Below are 14,366 nucleotides of genomic sequence, written 5' to 3' on the forward strand. Positions count from 1 at the left end.
GGAACGTCTTTATCCCTGGCCGCGCGCCATTCGTGATGATCCTGATGGAAGACTGCGATCCGCTGCAGGTCGTGAAGAGCATCTGGCCGGAGGCGAGCGTGCAATGAGCCGTAAGACAACCCTGGAATGCACAAAGCACGGCCTGCGCTTCGAGCAGTTCGACGACTGGCATGAGCAGAAGGGCGGGCCAGTGCCCGACTGCTACATCTGCGCGCACGAGAAAGCTGCTGCGCTTCGCGAGCAACTTCAGGTCGTGACACGGCAGCGTGACCTGCTGCTCGCAGCCATCGAGGTGAAGCTCAACGCCCCCGTGGAACCGGAGAGGAGCCTGAGCCATGACTGACAACCGCCACTTCGCAGATCCCTGGTTCTGGATGTGCGTCCACGAGGCAGTGGAATCCGGCTTCCTGAACGAATGGCTTCGCCTGACCGGAAATCGACTCCCTCGCAGCGAGATTGAACGCATGGTCGACGAGGCAACCGGCTACGGAGAGGACGTGGCTCGCCAGTTCCTCCAGCACGTGAAGGAGTTCATCTACGACACCATTCCGCACCCGGTGGAGGTAGCCAATGGATAAGCCCAGCCAGTTCTACCAAGCCAGCTACGGCGTCCACCTTCCCTACAACAAGCGCATGTGCTTCGGCTGCAACCAGGTGAAGCCCCGCGACAAGGCTCCGGCGTCCAAGGCTTGGCGCTGTGCCGATTGCAAGGCGAAGGCCAGGGAGGCGCGCAATGTCTGACTTCATTGATCGCCTCAATTCCCCAACAACGCAGGTATCTGACGGCCCCCTTCCCGGCAAGAAAGGCTGGGGCAAGGCTCCGTTTTGCGGGAACAAGGCCCACTTCTTCGAACTCATCTACGCCGACAGTATCGGCCCGCATGGGCGCGAGAAGTATTGGGTGGCTCTCTGTGGAGTGGATGCTGTCACCGCGGACAGAGTGCCGATGTTCGCGGCTGGCAGCTGGAAGCGCTGCAAGAACTGCGAGCGGAGGGCGAATCATGGCTGATCTCCAGCTCCGCACCGAATCCGACCGCAGGCGCCTGCTGGGCTTCATTTCCGGACTGGACCTGAGCAAGCCCCGCAAGGTGGCCATCAGCGAAGTCCGCAGCAAGCGCAGCGATGCTCAGAACCGTCTGCTCTGGATGTGGAATGGCGAGATCCAGAAGCACCTGCGCGAGTCGTTCGGCCAGATCGCCAGCTCAGAGGAATGGCACGAGATCCTGGTGGCCAAGCTCTGGCCTAGCCAGATCCACCCAGTAGAGCTACCAGATGGCACCAAGTACCGCGTCGGTCGCGCCAAGACTCGGACCTTCAACATCCAGCAGATGACGACCTACCTGGAGCTACTCGATGCGTACTGCGCCGAGCACCTGGGCCTGCTTTTGCCGCATCCGGATGAACTGATGATGGCCATCTACGGCGAGCGCAGGGGGAGAGCGGCATGAGCAAGTTCAAGGCGGGTGGTATCGATAAGCGCTCCAGAGACTTCATTGACACCATGCGAAAGCGTTACTTCCTGGATGAAGCTAGCGGCCGAGTCTGCTCGCATTTTTCGAACAGAGTTCTTGAAGGCTGGATTCTTGAGCCAAAGGAGGGCCAGGCTCGTTATCGCTGCCATAAGGTCTACTTCGATGGTAAGCAGCTGAGCATTCGCGAGCACCATTTGGTTTGGTTGATCACGCGCGGCGAATGGCCCGAGAGCGAAATTGACCATAAGGACCGCGACGGCCTCAACAATCGCCCTGAGAACCTTCGAATGGTCACTCACGCGATTAATGGCAGGAATCTCCCGCTACTGCGCAACAACAAGTCAGGAATCGCGGGCGTTCAATGGCGTCCTGATTTCTCACGCTGGGTTGCTCAGGTCAAGGTCAGGACTGGCGAAAAACAAAAGAGCATTTATCTCGGTTCGTTCGAGACGATCTTCGATGCAGCCTGCGCTAGGAAGTCCTACGAAGCAGCTAACGGATTCCGGAGCTGCGACTTCCAGCCCGAGCAGCAGAAGGCGAAGGAGGTGGAAGCGTGAGCATCTTCAAGCACGTCTGGTGGGCGGTTCGTCACGGTGCATGGAGCGCCGGCTGGGACCCGCAGTGGGGTAGTAAGCCCGATGATCCATTCATCTGGTGCAATCCGATGTACTACGACGGCCACCACTGCTACCTGCGCGTCGGCCACTTCTGGATTGGAGTGACCTACTGATGATTGAGAACACTTGCGAATGCCACCGCTGCATCCGGGAGAAGGGCCTGACCGGGGAGGGTGTTCTGAAGCTCCCTCTATCCGCTACGAAGATGATCCTTTGCCCGCTCTGTGGGAACAAGCGATGCCCGCACGCCAGTGATCACGGCCTACGGTGCACTGGGAGTAACGAGACAGGCCAGCCAGGGAGCATCTACCAATGAGCAACGTCCTGATCGAAGGCCGCTTCGTCGTCTGCGCTGCCTGCCGCTATGGCGACCTGATCGTCTGCGGCGCCCGCCACTACGACATGGTGATGCACTCCCAGCTTCGCCAGATTCGCGAGGACAAGCTGTTCGACTTCGAGGCGGTAGGTCGGGCTGAGCAGGGCTTTATCGACCAGTTCGGCGTCTTCATGAGCCGCGAAGAGGCATTCAAGGTCGCCAAGGCTGCCGGCCAGCTTAACGTGCGCCGGCTTAAGACCCCGCATCCCGACTCCACTGAGCTGTTCAGCGAGGACCTGTACTGATGGGTATCCAAGGCAAGCAGCCAAAACCTAAGCGCTGCCAGAACGCCGAGTGCGGCACCAAGTTCATCCCGCAGCGCCTGGGACAGCGCGTCTGTTCACCGGCCTGCGCCTTGGCCGCCAAGGACAAGCACCAGGCTCCGGCGAGGAAGGCGATCGCCGACCGCAACCGCCGGGAGATCAAGGCGCGGAAGGAGAAGCTGAAGAGCCACAGCGACTTCGTGAAGGATGCCGAGAAGGCGGTGCGCGACTACCGCCGCACCTACGAGTTGTCCATCGGCAGCGGCTGCATCAGTTGCGGGAAGTCGCAGGCAGAGGTCCAGGCGGCCCAGGGGTGGAAGACCGGCGGCGCCTTCGATGCCGGGCATTTCCTCGGTAAGGGAGCCCGTCCTGAGCACCGCCTGGAGCCCTCCAACATATGGCTTCAGTGCAAAGCCTGTAACGCCGGCTCCAGCAAGTACGCCAGGAAGGGGCTGACCGTTGCCCAGGGGTTCCGGGAGGGCCTGATCGAACGAATCGGCTTGGAAGCCGTAGAGGCCCTGGAAGCCGATCACCGTCCCCGCAAGTACACCAGCGACGAACTGAAGGCCATCACGGCCGAATACCGCGCCAAGCTGCGCGAACTGAAGAAGAGGACTGCCTGATGCAAACTGCCATCTCGATCATCATCAGCATGACGCTGAGTCTTTCCCTGCTGTCCGGCATCGGTCAACTGTCGCAGTTCGCCTTCTACGTCTGCGTCATCATGAACGTTCTTGCCTGGATCGGGATGCTCCTCGGCATGGTCAAGGACGAGGTCAGTGCGCGCGTTCGACGGACCTTCTGGATTCAATTCATGCCATCCATCTTCTACGTCTATGCCCTGATCTTCAGCGGACATCCGATGCTTGGCGCCTCCGTATTCATGGTGCAGTTCCTGATCGTCGCCACCGCCTTCCGCAAGGAGGCAAAACCGGCATGACACTAGCCGAATACGTGGCCCAACAATGGGCAATCCTTCGAGAGTGCGGGCTGATCAAGGGGGAAGGAGAATGATCTATACCAGCGTCCTGGCTGCAGTCGTATCGGCTCTCGCCGCCGAGACCATCGACAACACTAGCAAGCAGGCATGGCAGAAGCTCTATCGACCTGGGTATCAGGATGGTCTCGACCTAGCCACCCTGATCAGAAGCGGAGGCTCTGACGGAATCCAGCGCACCGATGCGGACTGTTGGGTATTCGCCAGGCTGCACAGCCAGTTGAAGCCCCGGCATTGGGATGCGCTGGTTGCCCGGTACAGCACCCACAAGGGCAGGAAGGTCGATTCGATCGGAAAGCTATGTCCGTTGATAGCCAGCCATGCCCCGAAGCTCTTCGTGCAGAAGGCCGTAACCGTTTGGGCCATACCTCAGCTCAAAGGGATGGACGGGAAACGATCAACCGACATGATCATTTTGCCAGCAAGGTTCTATGACATGGCGCAGTGGGACGATCAGGGGCTTAATCGGTCGACCTATTGGCGATGGAGGAAGCAGATCGAGGATCGTCTCGACGAGATGGTGAAAGAGGCCCTGAATGCGGCTGGAGAACTATTGCGCAATGAAGGGGTTATTCTCAACGAAGCCGCTTGACTTTCGTGCAACTGTGCAACAAAATTTCCTCATCCTGCGGATTTTACGCAATCGATGATCAAGAAGCCCTGGCCAATGCCGGGGCTTTTTTATGCGCCCACGAAAGTTCTGACGTTCCGGAGCTTTGAGCATGCCCACAATCAAGGTTGCGGGGCATGACGTCCTGCTCGATGAGCAAGATGTCCATCTTCTTGAGATAAGCGGATGGACGATTCGCATGAGCGGCACTACTGGATATGTTCAGCGGACCATCTACTCCGGCCATGAGTACGTCGGCTATGAAAGCCTCCACAGGCTAATAACAGACTGCGGTGAGGGCCAAATGGTTGACCACATCAACGGCAATGGGCTCGACAATAGGCGATGCAACCTTCGGGTATGCAGTCATGGCGAGAACATGCGGAACCGAACGATGAACCGGAATAACCGGTCTGGCTACAAGGGCGTCTACTTCGATCCAGACAAGAACGGCCGGCCCTGGCGGGCGCAGATTCGCGCGAACGGAAGGAAGCACAGTCTTGGTCGTTTTGATACCGCTGAGCAGGCGTATGAGGCCTACCAGAAGGCTGCTGAACGACTCCACGGAGAGTTCGCGCGGGTCGCCTAAAAAATTTTCTGGAGATTGGAAATGACTCAGAGCTACATCGGCACCAAGCAGATTTTGGCCTGGGAACAGGACAAGGACGGCCAGCCCGGCTACGCGGTTAAATACGCAGACGGCTATGTGAGCTGGAGCCCGAAGGACGTTTTCGAAGCGGCATATATCCCGATCGGCCACGTTGATCATCTGCCTGCTCATCAGCAGCGAGTGATTGGCGAGAAAGCGCAATTGGATGACAAGGTCGGCAAGCTGACCGACTTCCTCGATGGCGAATTCTTCCGTTCGCTGGATGCTGCCGAGCAAGAGCGCCTGACCGTTCAGCTCGGCGCCATGCGCGAATATCAGCAAATTCTGGCTGAGCGCATCGCAGCCTTCTGAGCCAGGAGATAGCCATGTCCACTCGCCCGAACGACATGGCCACCCTGAACATCATCGGCTGGACCGTCATCAGCGTCCTGACCTTCCTGGTCATCAGCCTGATCTAGTTTTCGCGCTCCCCAGCGCATGCCCGGTATAGCCGTAGGCCCCGGGCGTTTTCTTCGCCGCTATAGCTCAGCCGGTAGAGCAGCCGCCTTGTAAGCGGAAGGCCCAGGGTTCAAGTCCTTGTGGCGGCACCACATCGCCTCACCAACGCGCAGTGCCTGCCCGGCGAAGGGCTAGGACAACCGAGATGCCACGAATGAAAGAAGATCCCAGCTTCTGGGCTGCACTGCTGGCTTGGCTCTCCCTGCACCAGCCGCAGATCTACGCCGGCCTGACGGCTGGCCTCACCGCGCTGGTGCGCGTGATCTACGGCGGTGGCGGACGGCGCCAGATGATGCTGGAAGGAGCCCTGTGCGGCCTGATCGCCGTCTCCCTGGTCCCTGTCCTGGAATACTTGAGCCTCCCCAGCAACCTTGCCACCTTCGCCGGCTGCATGGTTGGCTTCATGGGGGTGGAGAAGATCAGGGACTATGCCGACCGCTGGCTTGGTCGGAAGGCGGATCAGGCATGACCAGCGAACAGTTCGCCTACTGGCTCCAAGGCTTCGTTGAGCTGAATGGCTCCGAGCCAACAGCAGAGCAATGGCAGTCCATCAAGGATCACCTGAAGACCGTCTTCGTGAAGGTGACGCCCGAGGTCAAGGTCGACATCAAGGCACCGACTGGCGATCTCGACAAGATCGTTGAGTCGATCCGCGAGGCCGGGGAGCGATCGCATGATGTGTGGCCATTCCGTCGGCCGCATGATCCGTACTTCCTTGGCCAGCCGGTGGTTACTTGCTGATGGCAACCTGCACCATGACCGTCTCCGTCAAGCGCTCCTGGTGGGTAATCCCCTACCTGCGCGCCTGCATGCTCTTCGCCTGGCTTACTGGCATGGAGCCTGATGAAGAAAAGATCGCTGCTACCGTAACGCGCGCTATGAAGATCCGGATGGGGAGGAAGTGATGGCGGTTCTTTCTCAGGCGATCGGCAAAGAATTCATCAAGGCCCTTGGCCTCGATGGAAAGCATGTCACCGCCATCAAGCTCGAGATGAAGACCAACGCCTTGGTTGCTGTTGATGTCAGCTACTGCCCAGAGCGAGAACAGGTTGAGGACATCTTCGAGATAGTCCAGCGCTATGAGCTGGTCGAGAAGCCCGAATGACCGACCTGAAAGTCGTCCCGATCAAGCGCGATGGTTATTCCGACGCCATTGACGCCCTGAAGAACATCATCGCCCAACTGGAATCCGGCGAGATCGAGCCCTGCGAAACCGGATGTGTTGTCCTGATGGGCAAGAACGGCACACTCGACACATTGGGCTTTGGCCCGAAATCGGACGACCTCCAGGTCATCGGTCTACTTGAAATGGGTAAGCAAGTCATCCTTGAAGCGGCGATGTATCCAGATGTCTGAACCACTTCAGGTGAAGATCATCCTGGATGGTCAGGAGCATATGGTCCCCGCCCGCGAGACGATCCTCTGCGATACCTGGGGCAACCAGATTGCGATCAAGCTGGAGCCCATCTTCGATGTCGACGTGATCGAGGTTACCGGTCTTGATTCGCCATGCAGGGAGTTCGTCACTGATGGCCTGTGCAGGTTGTGAGAAACGCCGAGCCTGGCTGAAGAAATGGTGGAAGGTAGCCCATGAACGAATGCGCAAAGCCCCTGCTAGTAATCAGTACGGACCGCCCTCTGTCGAGCGAAGCCCGGGAGAAGATGACCAAGGCGCTGGAGCCGATAGCCCAGAGCATCGGAGCCAAACCGCTGATCCTGAGTGACGGTCATCAGGTGGGAATCCATAGCGACATCTGCCCACTCTTGCGGTCGCTCCTCGATGAGCAGCGCAAGACCAATAGCCTGCTCCTCGCCTTGGTTGAGGCAATGGCCGATGAGCGCGATCCGGATGCAGAGCCTCAGACCTACCTGAATGGAGAGCCCATCCCTCAAGAGCCTCCTCATGTTGAGTTCGTGAGGAAGCGCTAATGCCAATCTACGGTCGTTCCAAATTAACCGAGATCGATGCTGTGCGTGTGCGCCGCGGCTGGTTCGGCAAGCTGATCCTGCAGGTGAGATACAAGGTCGTGCGAGCCCGGCTTAACCCGCCAGGCCAGCCTGTCACTTGGGAGGATGCCGGCGTGTCTGAATGGCGCGATGCGAACGGCAGCGACCTGGCCGAATCGCTGATGGTTGCCAAGTACTTGGGATTGAGCGATGCCTGACCTTCCGCAGAAGCATAGGAAGCCCAAAGCATCAGTAAGAAAACATCAGGCGACATCAGAGCAGCCACCTTCGGCACAGTTCCCTTCGCAATGGGGCAATAGCCGCGGCGGCAGAGCTTGGATGTTGCTCAGGGAGCGAATCCTCAAGCGCGATGGGTTCCTCTGCCAGCCTTGCTCCAAGGAAGGCCGAACCAGGATAGCCAAAGAGGTTGACCATATTCGCTCCCTCGCCCAAGGCGGGACGGATCATCCTTCCAACCTTCAGGCGATCTGCATTCCATGCCATCGTAAGAAAACGGCAGAGGAATCCAAGCAAGGCCTCCAGCGGGTGGCGACCATCCCGAGCTTCAAACTTAAGCCGCTGATTCCAGTGACCATAGTGTGCGGCCCGAGTGGAAGCGGCAAGAGCCGATACGTCAAAGAGCATGCAGGCCCAAACGACCTGGTGCTTGACTTGGACGTGATCAAGGTAAGGCTGTCAGGCCAGCCAATGCATCAGGTCGATGATTCTTGGCTGAAGCCAGCCCTGCGAGAGCGCAATGCCAAGCTCGGGGCATTGGCCAAGCAGCCAGTCAGGTACGAACGCTGCTGGCTCATCGTCTCTGCCCCCACATGGGGAGAGCGCCGCAGATGGAAAGAGATGCTCAATGCAACCAGCATTGTCCTCGCGGTCGATGCGATGGAGTGCGAGCGCAGGACCAGGGCCAGAGCTGATCCAATGAAGTGGGCCGACCTCGCTGTGCAGTGGTGGAAGCGGTATACGGCCGGGGATGATGACCTTGTCGTCTAAATGATAAATGTTCTCAATATTGCGCACCAATTTGGTGCAAAATAAAGTGATCCAAAATAGTGCATGAAAATGCACCAAGGTAGGGCGGTCTGAAACCTTGGGCAATCAAGGGGATACCGCGCCCGCCCCAAGGCTTTCTTCATTTCCACAGAATTCAGGTTCCAAGATGGCCCGTCACAAGCAGCCTGCCGAGGTGGCGAAGTTCAAGGGGGCTGACAAGAAAAACCCCCAGCGCTATCGGCAGGAATCGGCGAAGGGCGAGGGCAATGTCGGCGATGCCCCGATCCATTTGCAAGGTCCAGCTCGGCTCGCGTGGAAAGAGCTCTGTTCGCAATCGCTGAAGGGTGTTCTGACCGGCTCGGACCGGATCATCCTGGAGGTGACGGCCAACCTGCTCGCTGAATACCGCGCCAACCCGACAGAGTTCGCGGTCGGCAAGTACACCCACCTGATCGGTAACCTGGCCCGGCTGGGTTTGACCCCATCCGACCGCCAGAAGTTTGGCCTGGAGAAGCCGAAGGAGAGGGACGAATTCGAGGATTTCTGACATGGCCCCCAGCGACATTGCGCGACAGTATGCGAGCGATGTCGTGGAAGGGCATGTCATTGCATGCCGCTACGTCAAGCTGGCCTGCCAGCGTTTCCTGAATGACCTGGCGCGGCAGGCCGATGCCGATTGGCTTTATGTCTTCGACGAGGCGAAGGCCGACCGCGCCGTAAAATTCATGCAGCTCATGCCCCACACCAAGGGCAAATGGAGTGCAGCGAAGTCGAAGCTGGTCTTTGAGCCCTGGCAAGTGTTCATCGAGGTCAACCTGTTCGGCTGGGTGAAGAAGGACACCGGCAAGCGCCGGTTCCGTGAAGCCTACGAAGAGATCCCGAGGAAGAACGGAAAGTCAGCTCGCCTGGCCGCCAGGGGCATTTACCTGTTCGCCGCGGATGGCGAGTCGGGAGCCGAGGTCTATTCCGGCGCCACCACCGAGAAGCAGGCCTTCGAGGTATTCCGTCCGGCCTGGATGATGGCTCACAAGCTGGAGAATCTGCGCAACCGATTTGGGATAGAACTGTCCGGCAACCAGAAGAACCCTGGCCCCATGTTCGTCATGGAGGACATGTCGAAGTTCGAGACGGTTATCGGCAATCCGGGGGATGGTGCAAGTCCCCACGCAGCCCTGGTGGACGAGTACCACGAGCACGACACCGATGCCCTGGTGGACACCATGCAAACGGGCATGGGCGCGCGCGAGCAGCCGCTGCTGTCAATCATCACGACGGCGGGGTCGAATCTTGGCGGCCCGTGCTACGAAAAGCGCCGGGATGTGATTCGGATTCTCGAAGGACAGGAGGTCGATGAGACGATTTTCGGCATCATCTACACAATCGACGAGGATGACGCCTGGGACGACCCGGCCAGCCTGATCAAGGCCAACCCGAACTACGGCATATCGGTATTCCCTGACTTTCTCCTGGCCCAGCTCCAGCAAGCCAAGCGCTCGGCATCGAAACAGAACGCCTTCCGCACCAAGCACCTTAACCAGTGGGTGGGGGCTCGGACGGTCTGGATGAACATGCTGGCCTGGCAGCGGCAGAAGCGCGACTTCACGGTAGCCGACATGGCGGGTTGCCGGTGCTGGATGGCGCTCGATCTGGCCAGCAAGAAGGACGTGGCCGCCCTGGTGATGCTGTTCGAGAAGGCGGGGCAGTTCTACTGCATTCCCCGGTTCTACGCTCCCGAAGCAGCGGCCGAAGAAAACGAGAAGTACCAGAATTTCGCGCTCGACGGGCATCTGATCCTGACGCCCGGGAGCATGACCGATTACGCCTTCATTGAGGCGGACATCCTGGACCTGGCGAAGAAGGTAGAACTGCAGGATGTCGCCTTCGATGACTGGCAGGCCAACTACCTGATCACCCGGCTTTCCAGCACCTCAATTCCGGTTGTGGACTTCAACCAGACGGTGAAGAACATGAGTGACCCGATGAAGGAGGTGGAGGCGAGGGTAATCGCGCGGACGCTCTGGCATGACGGGAATCCGGTCATGACCTGGATGATGGGCAACGTGGCGGCGAAGATCGACGCCAAGGAAAACATCTACCCGCGCAAGGAAAACGACAACGACCCCAACTGCAAGATCGATGGTCCGGTGACCTTGATCATGACGATGGGGCGAGCTCTAGTTGCCGGCATTGATGACGGTGACGACTTCATGAATGCCATACGGAACCCGATCATCGCATGAACATCGCCACTGGCCTCTATCTCCTGCTCGGCGTGATTGGGCTGGCGCTTTTTGTCGCCGGCGCATTTGTCCTTTTCGGGCTTGGCTGGTCGCTCATGGCTGGCGCCTGCGCCTCTTTCGTTGGTGCGGCCTTCATCCGCAAGGGGCTGACCGGTGAGTAAGAGCTTGGCTCATGTTCTGAATCGTGCGGTGAAAGCCCCCCGGGCTTCCCTGCTTGGTTGGGCAGGGAAAACGATCCGGCTGACCGACGGAGATTTCTGGACGCAGATTCTTGGTCGAACCTCGTCCAGCGGGAAGCCCGTAACCGTTGATAGTGCAATGCGGCTGTCTGCGGTCTGGGCTTGCGTGCGGATCATCTCCACATCGGTTGCCGGCCTGCCAATGGGCGTATACGAGCGCAAGGCAGATGGCAGTCGAGAGGATGCCCGGAGCCTGCCGCTCTACGACATCGTTCATACCAGCCCCAATGACGACATGACCGCTTTCCAGTTCTGGCAGGCAATGGTTTCCTCCATGCTGCTCTGGGGGAATGCCTATGCCGAGATCCGGCGAGTTGGTGATCGAGTGGCGGCACTGGATTTCCTGCTCCCGTCTCGAATCGACCTGGATTGCGACGACAACGGGCGACTGGAGTACTACTACACGCCGAAGAAAGGCAGCCGCCGGCAGATTGACCGGAAGAACATGCTGCACATTCCGGCCTTCACGCTTGATGGACGTGTTGGCCTATCGGCCATCTGCTACGGCGTGGACGTGTTTGGATCAGCAATGTCGGCAGATGATGCGGCGAACGGGACGTTCAAGAACGGCCTTTTGCCTACGGTGGCCTTCAAGGTTGACCGGGTGCTGCAGCCAGCCCAGCGCGATGAGTTCCGCGAGTACGTCAAGACTATCTCCGGCGCTCTGAACTCTGGGAAATCACCAGTCCTGGAGCAAGGGATTACCCCGGAGACCATTGGCATTAACCCAGCCGATGCCCAACTCCTGGAATCCCGATCTTTCAGCATCGAGGAAATCTGTCGGTGGTTCGGGGTTCCGCCCTGGATGATCGGGCAGACTGACAAGGGCAGTAACTGGGGGACAGGGCTTGAGCAGCAAATGCTGGCCTTCCTTACCTTCTGCATCAGCTCATTCACCAACCAGATTCAGCAATGCGTGAACAAACGCCTGCTGACTTCGGTTGAACGCCAGCGGTACTACTCCGAATTCTCGCTTGAGGCCTTCCTTCGGGCCGACAGTGCGGGCCGCGCTGATCTCTACAGCAAGATGACTCAGAACGGCATCTACACGCGCGATGATTGCAGGGTTAAGGAAAACCTTCCTCGCAAGGGTGGAAATGCCGACGTGCTCACTGTCCAATCCAACCTGGTCCCTCTGGATCAATTGGGGGGGGCGAGCGGAAGCTCTCAGCTGTAGAGGCAGTACAGAAGGCATATCTAGGCGTCGGCAAGATGATCACCGCCGACGAAGCAAGGCAACTCGTCAATCAGCATGGCGCGGGACTGAAGGTTCCGGGGCCTGACTTCGAAGAACCACAGGAGTAACCCATGACTCTGCGAAATCTTCCGGCGGCGCCGGAGGCTCGCCCGCGCTCGGGCGTCCAGTGCGACCTCGCCCCGAAAGCGCTGGATGCATGGCGTCCTGAGCTTCGTGCGGCCGCCGGCGACAGTCCCGACACCACCATCACCATCTACGAGCCCATTGGCTATGACTGGTGGACTGGGGAGGGAGTGACGGCAAAGCGCATTGCCGGAGTGCTTCGCTCCATCGGCAACGATGTCGACGTGATCGTGAACATCAACAGCCCCGGCGGCGATGTGTTCGAAGGCCTGGCCATCTACAACCTGCTGCGCGAGCACAAGGGCAAGGTCACGGTGAACATCATCGGCCTTGCCGCCTCCGCAGCCTCCTTCATCGCCATGGCTGGCGATGAAATCCGCATCGGTCGCGCCGCCTTCCTGATGATCCATAACGCCTGGCTGATCGCCATGGGCAATCGGAACGACCTCCGCGAGATCGCCGATTGGCTGGAGCCGTTCGATATGACGCTGGCGGACATCTACGCCCAGCGCACTGGCATCGATCTCGACGACATCGTGAAACAGATGGATGCCGAGACCTGGATCGGTGGACGCGAGGCTGTCGACAAGGGATGGGCAGATGCCTTCCTGGAGTCCGACGAAATCTCCAGCGCCCCGAGCAACCGCAGCGAAACCATTCTGGCCAAGCGCCGGATTGACGCCGCCCTGGCTCGTAGCGGGATGCCGCGCAGTCAGCGCAACGAACTCATCAATGATTTCAAGACCAGCATGCTTGGCGCTGCTGGCGGGGGTGGCGACACCCCGACCGATATGCCTGGCGCTGTCGCTCCTGACCTTTCTGCCGCCCTTCGTGCGGCGCGAGAACTTACCCAGATACTCCAGGGAGAATCGCAATGAGCGACTTCGAGAAACAAATCGTCGAACTGAATGCCAGCCTGAAGCAGGTCGGCGACCAGATCAAAGCCCAGGCCGAACAGGTCAACACCCAGATCTCCAATTTCGGCGAGATGAACAAGGAAACCCGCGCCAAGGTCGATGACCTGCTGACTGCCCAGGGCGAACTGCAGGCGCGCCTGAGTGCTGCCGAGCAGGCCATGCTGGCCAACGAGAAGCGTGAAGGCGGTGAAGACGCGCCGAAGACCGCCGGCGAACTGGTGGCCGAGAGCCTGAAAGAGAAGGGCGTGAACAGTTCCCTGCGCGGCTCGCACCGCGTCTCCATGCCGCGCTCGGCCATCACCTCCATCGACGGCTCCGGCGGCGCCCTGGTTGCCCCTGACCGTCGCCCCGGCATCGTGGCTGCCCCGCAGCGCCGCCTGACCATCCGCGACCTGGTGGCGCCTGGCACCACCTCCAGCAATTCGGTCGAGTACGTCCGCGAGACCGGCTTCACCAACAACGCCGCTCCTGTCTCGGAAGGCACCCAGAAGCCCTACTCCGACCTGACCTTCGAGCTGGAAAACGCGCCGGTTCGCACCATCGCGCACCTGTTCAAGGCGAGCCGCCAGATCCTGGACGATGCCGCGGCCCTGCAGAGCTACATCGACGCCCGCGCTCGCTACGGCCTGATGCTGGTGGAAGAGGGTCAACTGCTGTACGGCAACGGCACTGGCGCCAACCTGCACGGCATCATCCCGCAGGCTCAGGCCTACGCCGCGCCGAGTGGTGTATCGGTGGTGGCCGAGCAGCGCATCGACCGCATCCGCCTGGCAATCCTGCAGGCGCAACTGGCCGAGTTTCCGGCCAGTGGCATCGTACTCAACCCCATCGACTGGGCGCTGATCGAACTGACCAAGGACGCCGAGAACCGCTACATCATCGGCAGCCCGCAGAATGGCACCACTCCGACGCTCTGGCGTCTGCCGGTGGTGGAAACCCAGGCCATCGCCCAGGACGAGTTCCTGACCGGAGCCTTCACCCTCGGCGCCCAGATCTTCGACCGCATGGACATCGAGGTTCTGGTATCCACCGAGAACGACAAGGACTTCGAGAACAATATGGTCACCATCCGCGCCGAAGAGCGACTGGCCTTCGCGGTCTATCGCCCCGAAGCGTTCGTCACTGGTTCGCTGACCGCCAGCTAACCGATAGGGGCCGGGCAACCGGCCCCGCTTTCGAGGTGTTCATGTCCGAAGTCATGGTCAGGCCGCTGCGCTCCTACATGGACCGCGGCATCATCAGGAAGGCGGG

At 59.6% G+C, this 14,366-nt stretch carries 28 protein-coding genes and 1 tRNA gene; all 29 read left to right on the top strand.

The genetic code is table 11. From position 1 onward, the window contains the following. Positions 1–103 precede the first annotated feature (103 nt). The 29 genes from DK254_RS00175 to DK254_RS00305 all read left to right on the top strand — a co-directional run bounded on the left by DK254_RS00175 (position 104) and on the right by DK254_RS00305 (position 14,260). Positions 104–343: a hypothetical protein gene (locus tag DK254_RS00175; RefSeq protein ID WP_109931440.1), complete on the top strand. Its 240-nt coding sequence runs from the start codon at positions 104–106 to the stop codon at positions 341–343. Next, positions 336–578 (top strand): hypothetical protein, encoded by a 243-nt coding sequence (locus DK254_RS00180; RefSeq protein ID WP_109931442.1) that lies wholly within the window; start codon positions 336–338, stop codon positions 576–578. The genes DK254_RS00175 and DK254_RS00180 overlap by 8 nt, the downstream gene beginning before the upstream one ends. Beyond that, positions 571–741, top strand: a complete 171-nt coding sequence (locus DK254_RS34030; RefSeq protein WP_158546379.1) for a hypothetical protein — start codon at positions 571–573, stop codon at positions 739–741. Before DK254_RS00180 ends, DK254_RS34030 begins: the two co-directional genes overlap by 8 nt. After that, on the top strand, positions 734–1,009 hold the full coding sequence (locus tag DK254_RS00185; RefSeq protein WP_109931444.1) for a hypothetical protein: 276 nt from the start codon (positions 734–736) through the stop codon (positions 1,007–1,009). Before DK254_RS34030 ends, DK254_RS00185 begins: the two co-directional genes overlap by 8 nt. Beyond that, positions 1,002–1,448 carry a recombination protein NinB gene (locus DK254_RS00190; RefSeq protein ID WP_109931446.1) on the top strand — a complete coding sequence of 149 codons (447 nt, stop codon included), beginning with the start codon at positions 1,002–1,004 and terminating at the stop codon, positions 1,446–1,448. The genes DK254_RS00185 and DK254_RS00190 overlap by 8 nt, the downstream gene beginning before the upstream one ends. Then, entirely contained in the window at positions 1,445–2,029 is a 585-nt protein-coding gene (locus DK254_RS00195) for an HNH endonuclease (protein ID WP_109931448.1), read from the top strand. Before DK254_RS00190 ends, DK254_RS00195 begins: the two co-directional genes overlap by 4 nt. Further along, positions 2,026–2,202 carry a hypothetical protein gene (locus DK254_RS34035; protein ID WP_158546380.1) on the top strand — a complete coding sequence of 59 codons (177 nt, stop codon included), beginning with the start codon at positions 2,026–2,028 and terminating at the stop codon, positions 2,200–2,202. The genes DK254_RS00195 and DK254_RS34035 overlap by 4 nt, the downstream gene beginning before the upstream one ends. A gap of 199 nt (positions 2,203–2,401) precedes the next feature. Beyond that, a complete protein-coding gene (locus DK254_RS00205) occupies positions 2,402–2,710 on the top strand; it encodes a hypothetical protein (protein WP_109931452.1) in 309 nt (102 codons plus the stop codon). Continuing rightward, complete coding sequence (locus DK254_RS00210) at positions 2,710–3,351, top strand: recombination protein NinG (RefSeq protein WP_109931454.1); 642 nt, start codon at positions 2,710–2,712, stop codon at positions 3,349–3,351. Before DK254_RS00205 ends, DK254_RS00210 begins: the two co-directional genes overlap by 1 nt. Further along, entirely contained in the window at positions 3,351–3,668 is a 318-nt protein-coding gene (locus DK254_RS00215) for a hypothetical protein (RefSeq protein ID WP_109931456.1), read from the top strand. Before DK254_RS00210 ends, DK254_RS00215 begins: the two co-directional genes overlap by 1 nt. A 70-nt stretch (positions 3,669–3,738) precedes the next feature. Beyond that, a complete protein-coding gene (locus tag DK254_RS00220) occupies positions 3,739–4,317 on the top strand; it encodes a hypothetical protein (protein WP_109931458.1) in 579 nt (192 codons plus the stop codon). Positions 4,318–4,447: 130 nt separating this feature from the next. Then, positions 4,448–4,924: an AP2 domain-containing protein gene (locus tag DK254_RS00225; protein WP_218281377.1), complete on the top strand. Its 477-nt coding sequence runs from the start codon at positions 4,448–4,450 to the stop codon at positions 4,922–4,924. Between the two features lie 21 nt (positions 4,925–4,945). Beyond that, positions 4,946–5,296, top strand: a complete 351-nt coding sequence (locus DK254_RS00230; protein WP_109931460.1) for a hypothetical protein — start codon at positions 4,946–4,948, stop codon at positions 5,294–5,296. A 163-nt stretch (positions 5,297–5,459) separates the two neighbouring features. After that, positions 5,460–5,535: transfer RNA gene (locus DK254_RS00235), tRNA-Thr, on the top strand. 62 nt (positions 5,536–5,597) lie between these two features. Then, the gene (locus DK254_RS00240) at positions 5,598–5,912 is read left to right on the top strand and encodes a phage holin, lambda family (RefSeq protein ID WP_158546381.1); all 315 of its coding nucleotides are present in this window, start codon (positions 5,598–5,600) and stop codon (positions 5,910–5,912) included. Beyond that, complete coding sequence (locus DK254_RS00245; protein ID WP_109931461.1) at positions 5,909–6,184, top strand: hypothetical protein; 276 nt, start codon at positions 5,909–5,911, stop codon at positions 6,182–6,184. The genes DK254_RS00240 and DK254_RS00245 overlap by 4 nt, the downstream gene beginning before the upstream one ends. Further along, positions 6,184–6,348: a hypothetical protein gene (locus DK254_RS34040; RefSeq protein WP_158546382.1), complete on the top strand. Its 165-nt coding sequence runs from the start codon at positions 6,184–6,186 to the stop codon at positions 6,346–6,348. The genes DK254_RS00245 and DK254_RS34040 overlap by 1 nt, the downstream gene beginning before the upstream one ends. Then, entirely contained in the window at positions 6,348–6,548 is a 201-nt protein-coding gene (locus DK254_RS00250; protein ID WP_109931463.1) for a hypothetical protein, read from the top strand. The genes DK254_RS34040 and DK254_RS00250 overlap by 1 nt, the downstream gene beginning before the upstream one ends. Next, on the top strand, positions 6,545–6,799 hold the full coding sequence (locus tag DK254_RS00255; RefSeq protein ID WP_109931465.1) for a hypothetical protein: 255 nt from the start codon (positions 6,545–6,547) through the stop codon (positions 6,797–6,799). The genes DK254_RS00250 and DK254_RS00255 overlap by 4 nt, the downstream gene beginning before the upstream one ends. Continuing rightward, positions 6,792–6,992 (top strand): hypothetical protein, encoded by a 201-nt coding sequence (locus DK254_RS00260; RefSeq protein ID WP_109931467.1) that lies wholly within the window; start codon positions 6,792–6,794, stop codon positions 6,990–6,992. Before DK254_RS00255 ends, DK254_RS00260 begins: the two co-directional genes overlap by 8 nt. Positions 6,993–7,105: 113 nt before the next feature. Then, a complete protein-coding gene (locus tag DK254_RS00265; RefSeq protein WP_256595766.1) occupies positions 7,106–7,372 on the top strand; it encodes a hypothetical protein in 267 nt (88 codons plus the stop codon). After that, on the top strand, positions 7,372–7,608 hold the full coding sequence (locus tag DK254_RS00270; RefSeq protein WP_109931469.1) for a hypothetical protein: 237 nt from the start codon (positions 7,372–7,374) through the stop codon (positions 7,606–7,608). The genes DK254_RS00265 and DK254_RS00270 overlap by 1 nt, the downstream gene beginning before the upstream one ends. After that, on the top strand, positions 7,601–8,398 hold the full coding sequence (locus DK254_RS34045; protein ID WP_158546383.1) for an HNH endonuclease: 798 nt from the start codon (positions 7,601–7,603) through the stop codon (positions 8,396–8,398). Before DK254_RS00270 ends, DK254_RS34045 begins: the two co-directional genes overlap by 8 nt. A gap of 166 nt (positions 8,399–8,564) precedes the next feature. Next, positions 8,565–8,945: a hypothetical protein gene (locus tag DK254_RS00280; RefSeq protein WP_109931470.1), complete on the top strand. Its 381-nt coding sequence runs from the start codon at positions 8,565–8,567 to the stop codon at positions 8,943–8,945. 1 nt (position 8,946) lies between these two features. Then, a complete protein-coding gene (locus tag DK254_RS00285) occupies positions 8,947–10,638 on the top strand; it encodes a terminase large subunit (RefSeq protein ID WP_109931472.1) in 1,692 nt (563 codons plus the stop codon). Beyond that, positions 10,635–10,799 carry a hypothetical protein gene (locus tag DK254_RS34250; protein WP_177411995.1) on the top strand — a complete coding sequence of 55 codons (165 nt, stop codon included), beginning with the start codon at positions 10,635–10,637 and terminating at the stop codon, positions 10,797–10,799. The genes DK254_RS00285 and DK254_RS34250 overlap by 4 nt, the downstream gene beginning before the upstream one ends. Further along, complete coding sequence (locus tag DK254_RS00290; RefSeq protein ID WP_109931474.1) at positions 10,792–12,054, top strand: phage portal protein; 1,263 nt, start codon at positions 10,792–10,794, stop codon at positions 12,052–12,054. The genes DK254_RS34250 and DK254_RS00290 overlap by 8 nt, the downstream gene beginning before the upstream one ends. 131 nt (positions 12,055–12,185) lie before the next feature. Continuing rightward, positions 12,186–13,076 (top strand): head maturation protease, ClpP-related, encoded by an 891-nt coding sequence (locus DK254_RS00300; protein ID WP_109931476.1) that lies wholly within the window; start codon positions 12,186–12,188, stop codon positions 13,074–13,076. After that, positions 13,073–14,260, top strand: a complete 1,188-nt coding sequence (locus DK254_RS00305) for a phage major capsid protein (RefSeq protein ID WP_109931478.1) — start codon at positions 13,073–13,075, stop codon at positions 14,258–14,260. Before DK254_RS00300 ends, DK254_RS00305 begins: the two co-directional genes overlap by 4 nt. Positions 14,261–14,366: the final 106 nt, after the last annotated feature.

The sequence above is a fragment of the Pseudomonas sp. RW407 genome (assembly GCF_003176655.1).
GTDB classification, from domain to species: Bacteria; Pseudomonadota; Gammaproteobacteria; order Pseudomonadales; family Pseudomonadaceae; genus Pseudomonas; species Pseudomonas delhiensis.

Bases quoted from the DNA above. Each gene is read 5' to 3' on its own strand.
- DK254_RS00205 (WP_109931452.1), top strand. From the start codon at position 2,402: ATGAGCAACGTCCTGATCGAAGGCCGCTTCGTCGTCTGCGCTGCCTGC.
- DK254_RS34250 (WP_177411995.1), top strand. From the start codon at position 10,635: ATGAACATCGCCACTGGCCTCTATCTCCTGCTCGGCGTGATTGGGCTG.
- DK254_RS00195 (WP_109931448.1), top strand. From the start codon at position 1,445: ATGAGCAAGTTCAAGGCGGGTGGTATCGATAAGCGCTCCAGAGACTTC.
- DK254_RS00215 (WP_109931456.1), top strand. From the start codon at position 3,351: ATGCAAACTGCCATCTCGATCATCATCAGCATGACGCTGAGTCTTTCC.
- DK254_RS00255 (WP_109931465.1), top strand. From the start codon at position 6,545: ATGACCGACCTGAAAGTCGTCCCGATCAAGCGCGATGGTTATTCCGAC.
- DK254_RS00210 (WP_109931454.1), top strand. From the start codon at position 2,710: ATGGGTATCCAAGGCAAGCAGCCAAAACCTAAGCGCTGCCAGAACGCC.
- DK254_RS00305 (WP_109931478.1), top strand. From the start codon at position 13,073: ATGAGCGACTTCGAGAAACAAATCGTCGAACTGAATGCCAGCCTGAAG.
- DK254_RS00230 (WP_109931460.1), top strand. From the start codon at position 4,946: ATGACTCAGAGCTACATCGGCACCAAGCAGATTTTGGCCTGGGAACAG.
- DK254_RS00250 (WP_109931463.1), top strand. From the start codon at position 6,348: ATGGCGGTTCTTTCTCAGGCGATCGGCAAAGAATTCATCAAGGCCCTT.
- DK254_RS00245 (WP_109931461.1), top strand. From the start codon at position 5,909: ATGACCAGCGAACAGTTCGCCTACTGGCTCCAAGGCTTCGTTGAGCTG.
- DK254_RS00300 (WP_109931476.1), top strand. From the start codon at position 12,186: ATGACTCTGCGAAATCTTCCGGCGGCGCCGGAGGCTCGCCCGCGCTCG.
- DK254_RS00280 (WP_109931470.1), top strand. From the start codon at position 8,565: ATGGCCCGTCACAAGCAGCCTGCCGAGGTGGCGAAGTTCAAGGGGGCT.
- DK254_RS34045 (WP_158546383.1), top strand. From the start codon at position 7,601: ATGCCTGACCTTCCGCAGAAGCATAGGAAGCCCAAAGCATCAGTAAGA.
- DK254_RS00185 (WP_109931444.1), top strand. From the start codon at position 734: ATGTCTGACTTCATTGATCGCCTCAATTCCCCAACAACGCAGGTATCT.
- DK254_RS00190 (WP_109931446.1), top strand. From the start codon at position 1,002: ATGGCTGATCTCCAGCTCCGCACCGAATCCGACCGCAGGCGCCTGCTG.
- DK254_RS00175 (WP_109931440.1), top strand. From the start codon at position 104: ATGAGCCGTAAGACAACCCTGGAATGCACAAAGCACGGCCTGCGCTTC.
- DK254_RS00180 (WP_109931442.1), top strand. From the start codon at position 336: ATGACTGACAACCGCCACTTCGCAGATCCCTGGTTCTGGATGTGCGTC.
- DK254_RS00285 (WP_109931472.1), top strand. From the start codon at position 8,947: ATGGCCCCCAGCGACATTGCGCGACAGTATGCGAGCGATGTCGTGGAA.
- DK254_RS00260 (WP_109931467.1), top strand. From the start codon at position 6,792: ATGTCTGAACCACTTCAGGTGAAGATCATCCTGGATGGTCAGGAGCAT.
- DK254_RS00240 (WP_158546381.1), top strand. From the start codon at position 5,598: ATGAAAGAAGATCCCAGCTTCTGGGCTGCACTGCTGGCTTGGCTCTCC.
- DK254_RS34040 (WP_158546382.1), top strand. From the start codon at position 6,184: ATGGCAACCTGCACCATGACCGTCTCCGTCAAGCGCTCCTGGTGGGTA.
- DK254_RS34030 (WP_158546379.1), top strand. From the start codon at position 571: ATGGATAAGCCCAGCCAGTTCTACCAAGCCAGCTACGGCGTCCACCTT.
- DK254_RS00225 (WP_218281377.1), top strand. From the start codon at position 4,448: ATGCCCACAATCAAGGTTGCGGGGCATGACGTCCTGCTCGATGAGCAA.
- DK254_RS00220 (WP_109931458.1), top strand. From the start codon at position 3,739: ATGATCTATACCAGCGTCCTGGCTGCAGTCGTATCGGCTCTCGCCGCC.
- DK254_RS00265 (WP_256595766.1), top strand. From the start codon at position 7,106: ATGACCAAGGCGCTGGAGCCGATAGCCCAGAGCATCGGAGCCAAACCG.
- DK254_RS00270 (WP_109931469.1), top strand. From the start codon at position 7,372: ATGCCAATCTACGGTCGTTCCAAATTAACCGAGATCGATGCTGTGCGT.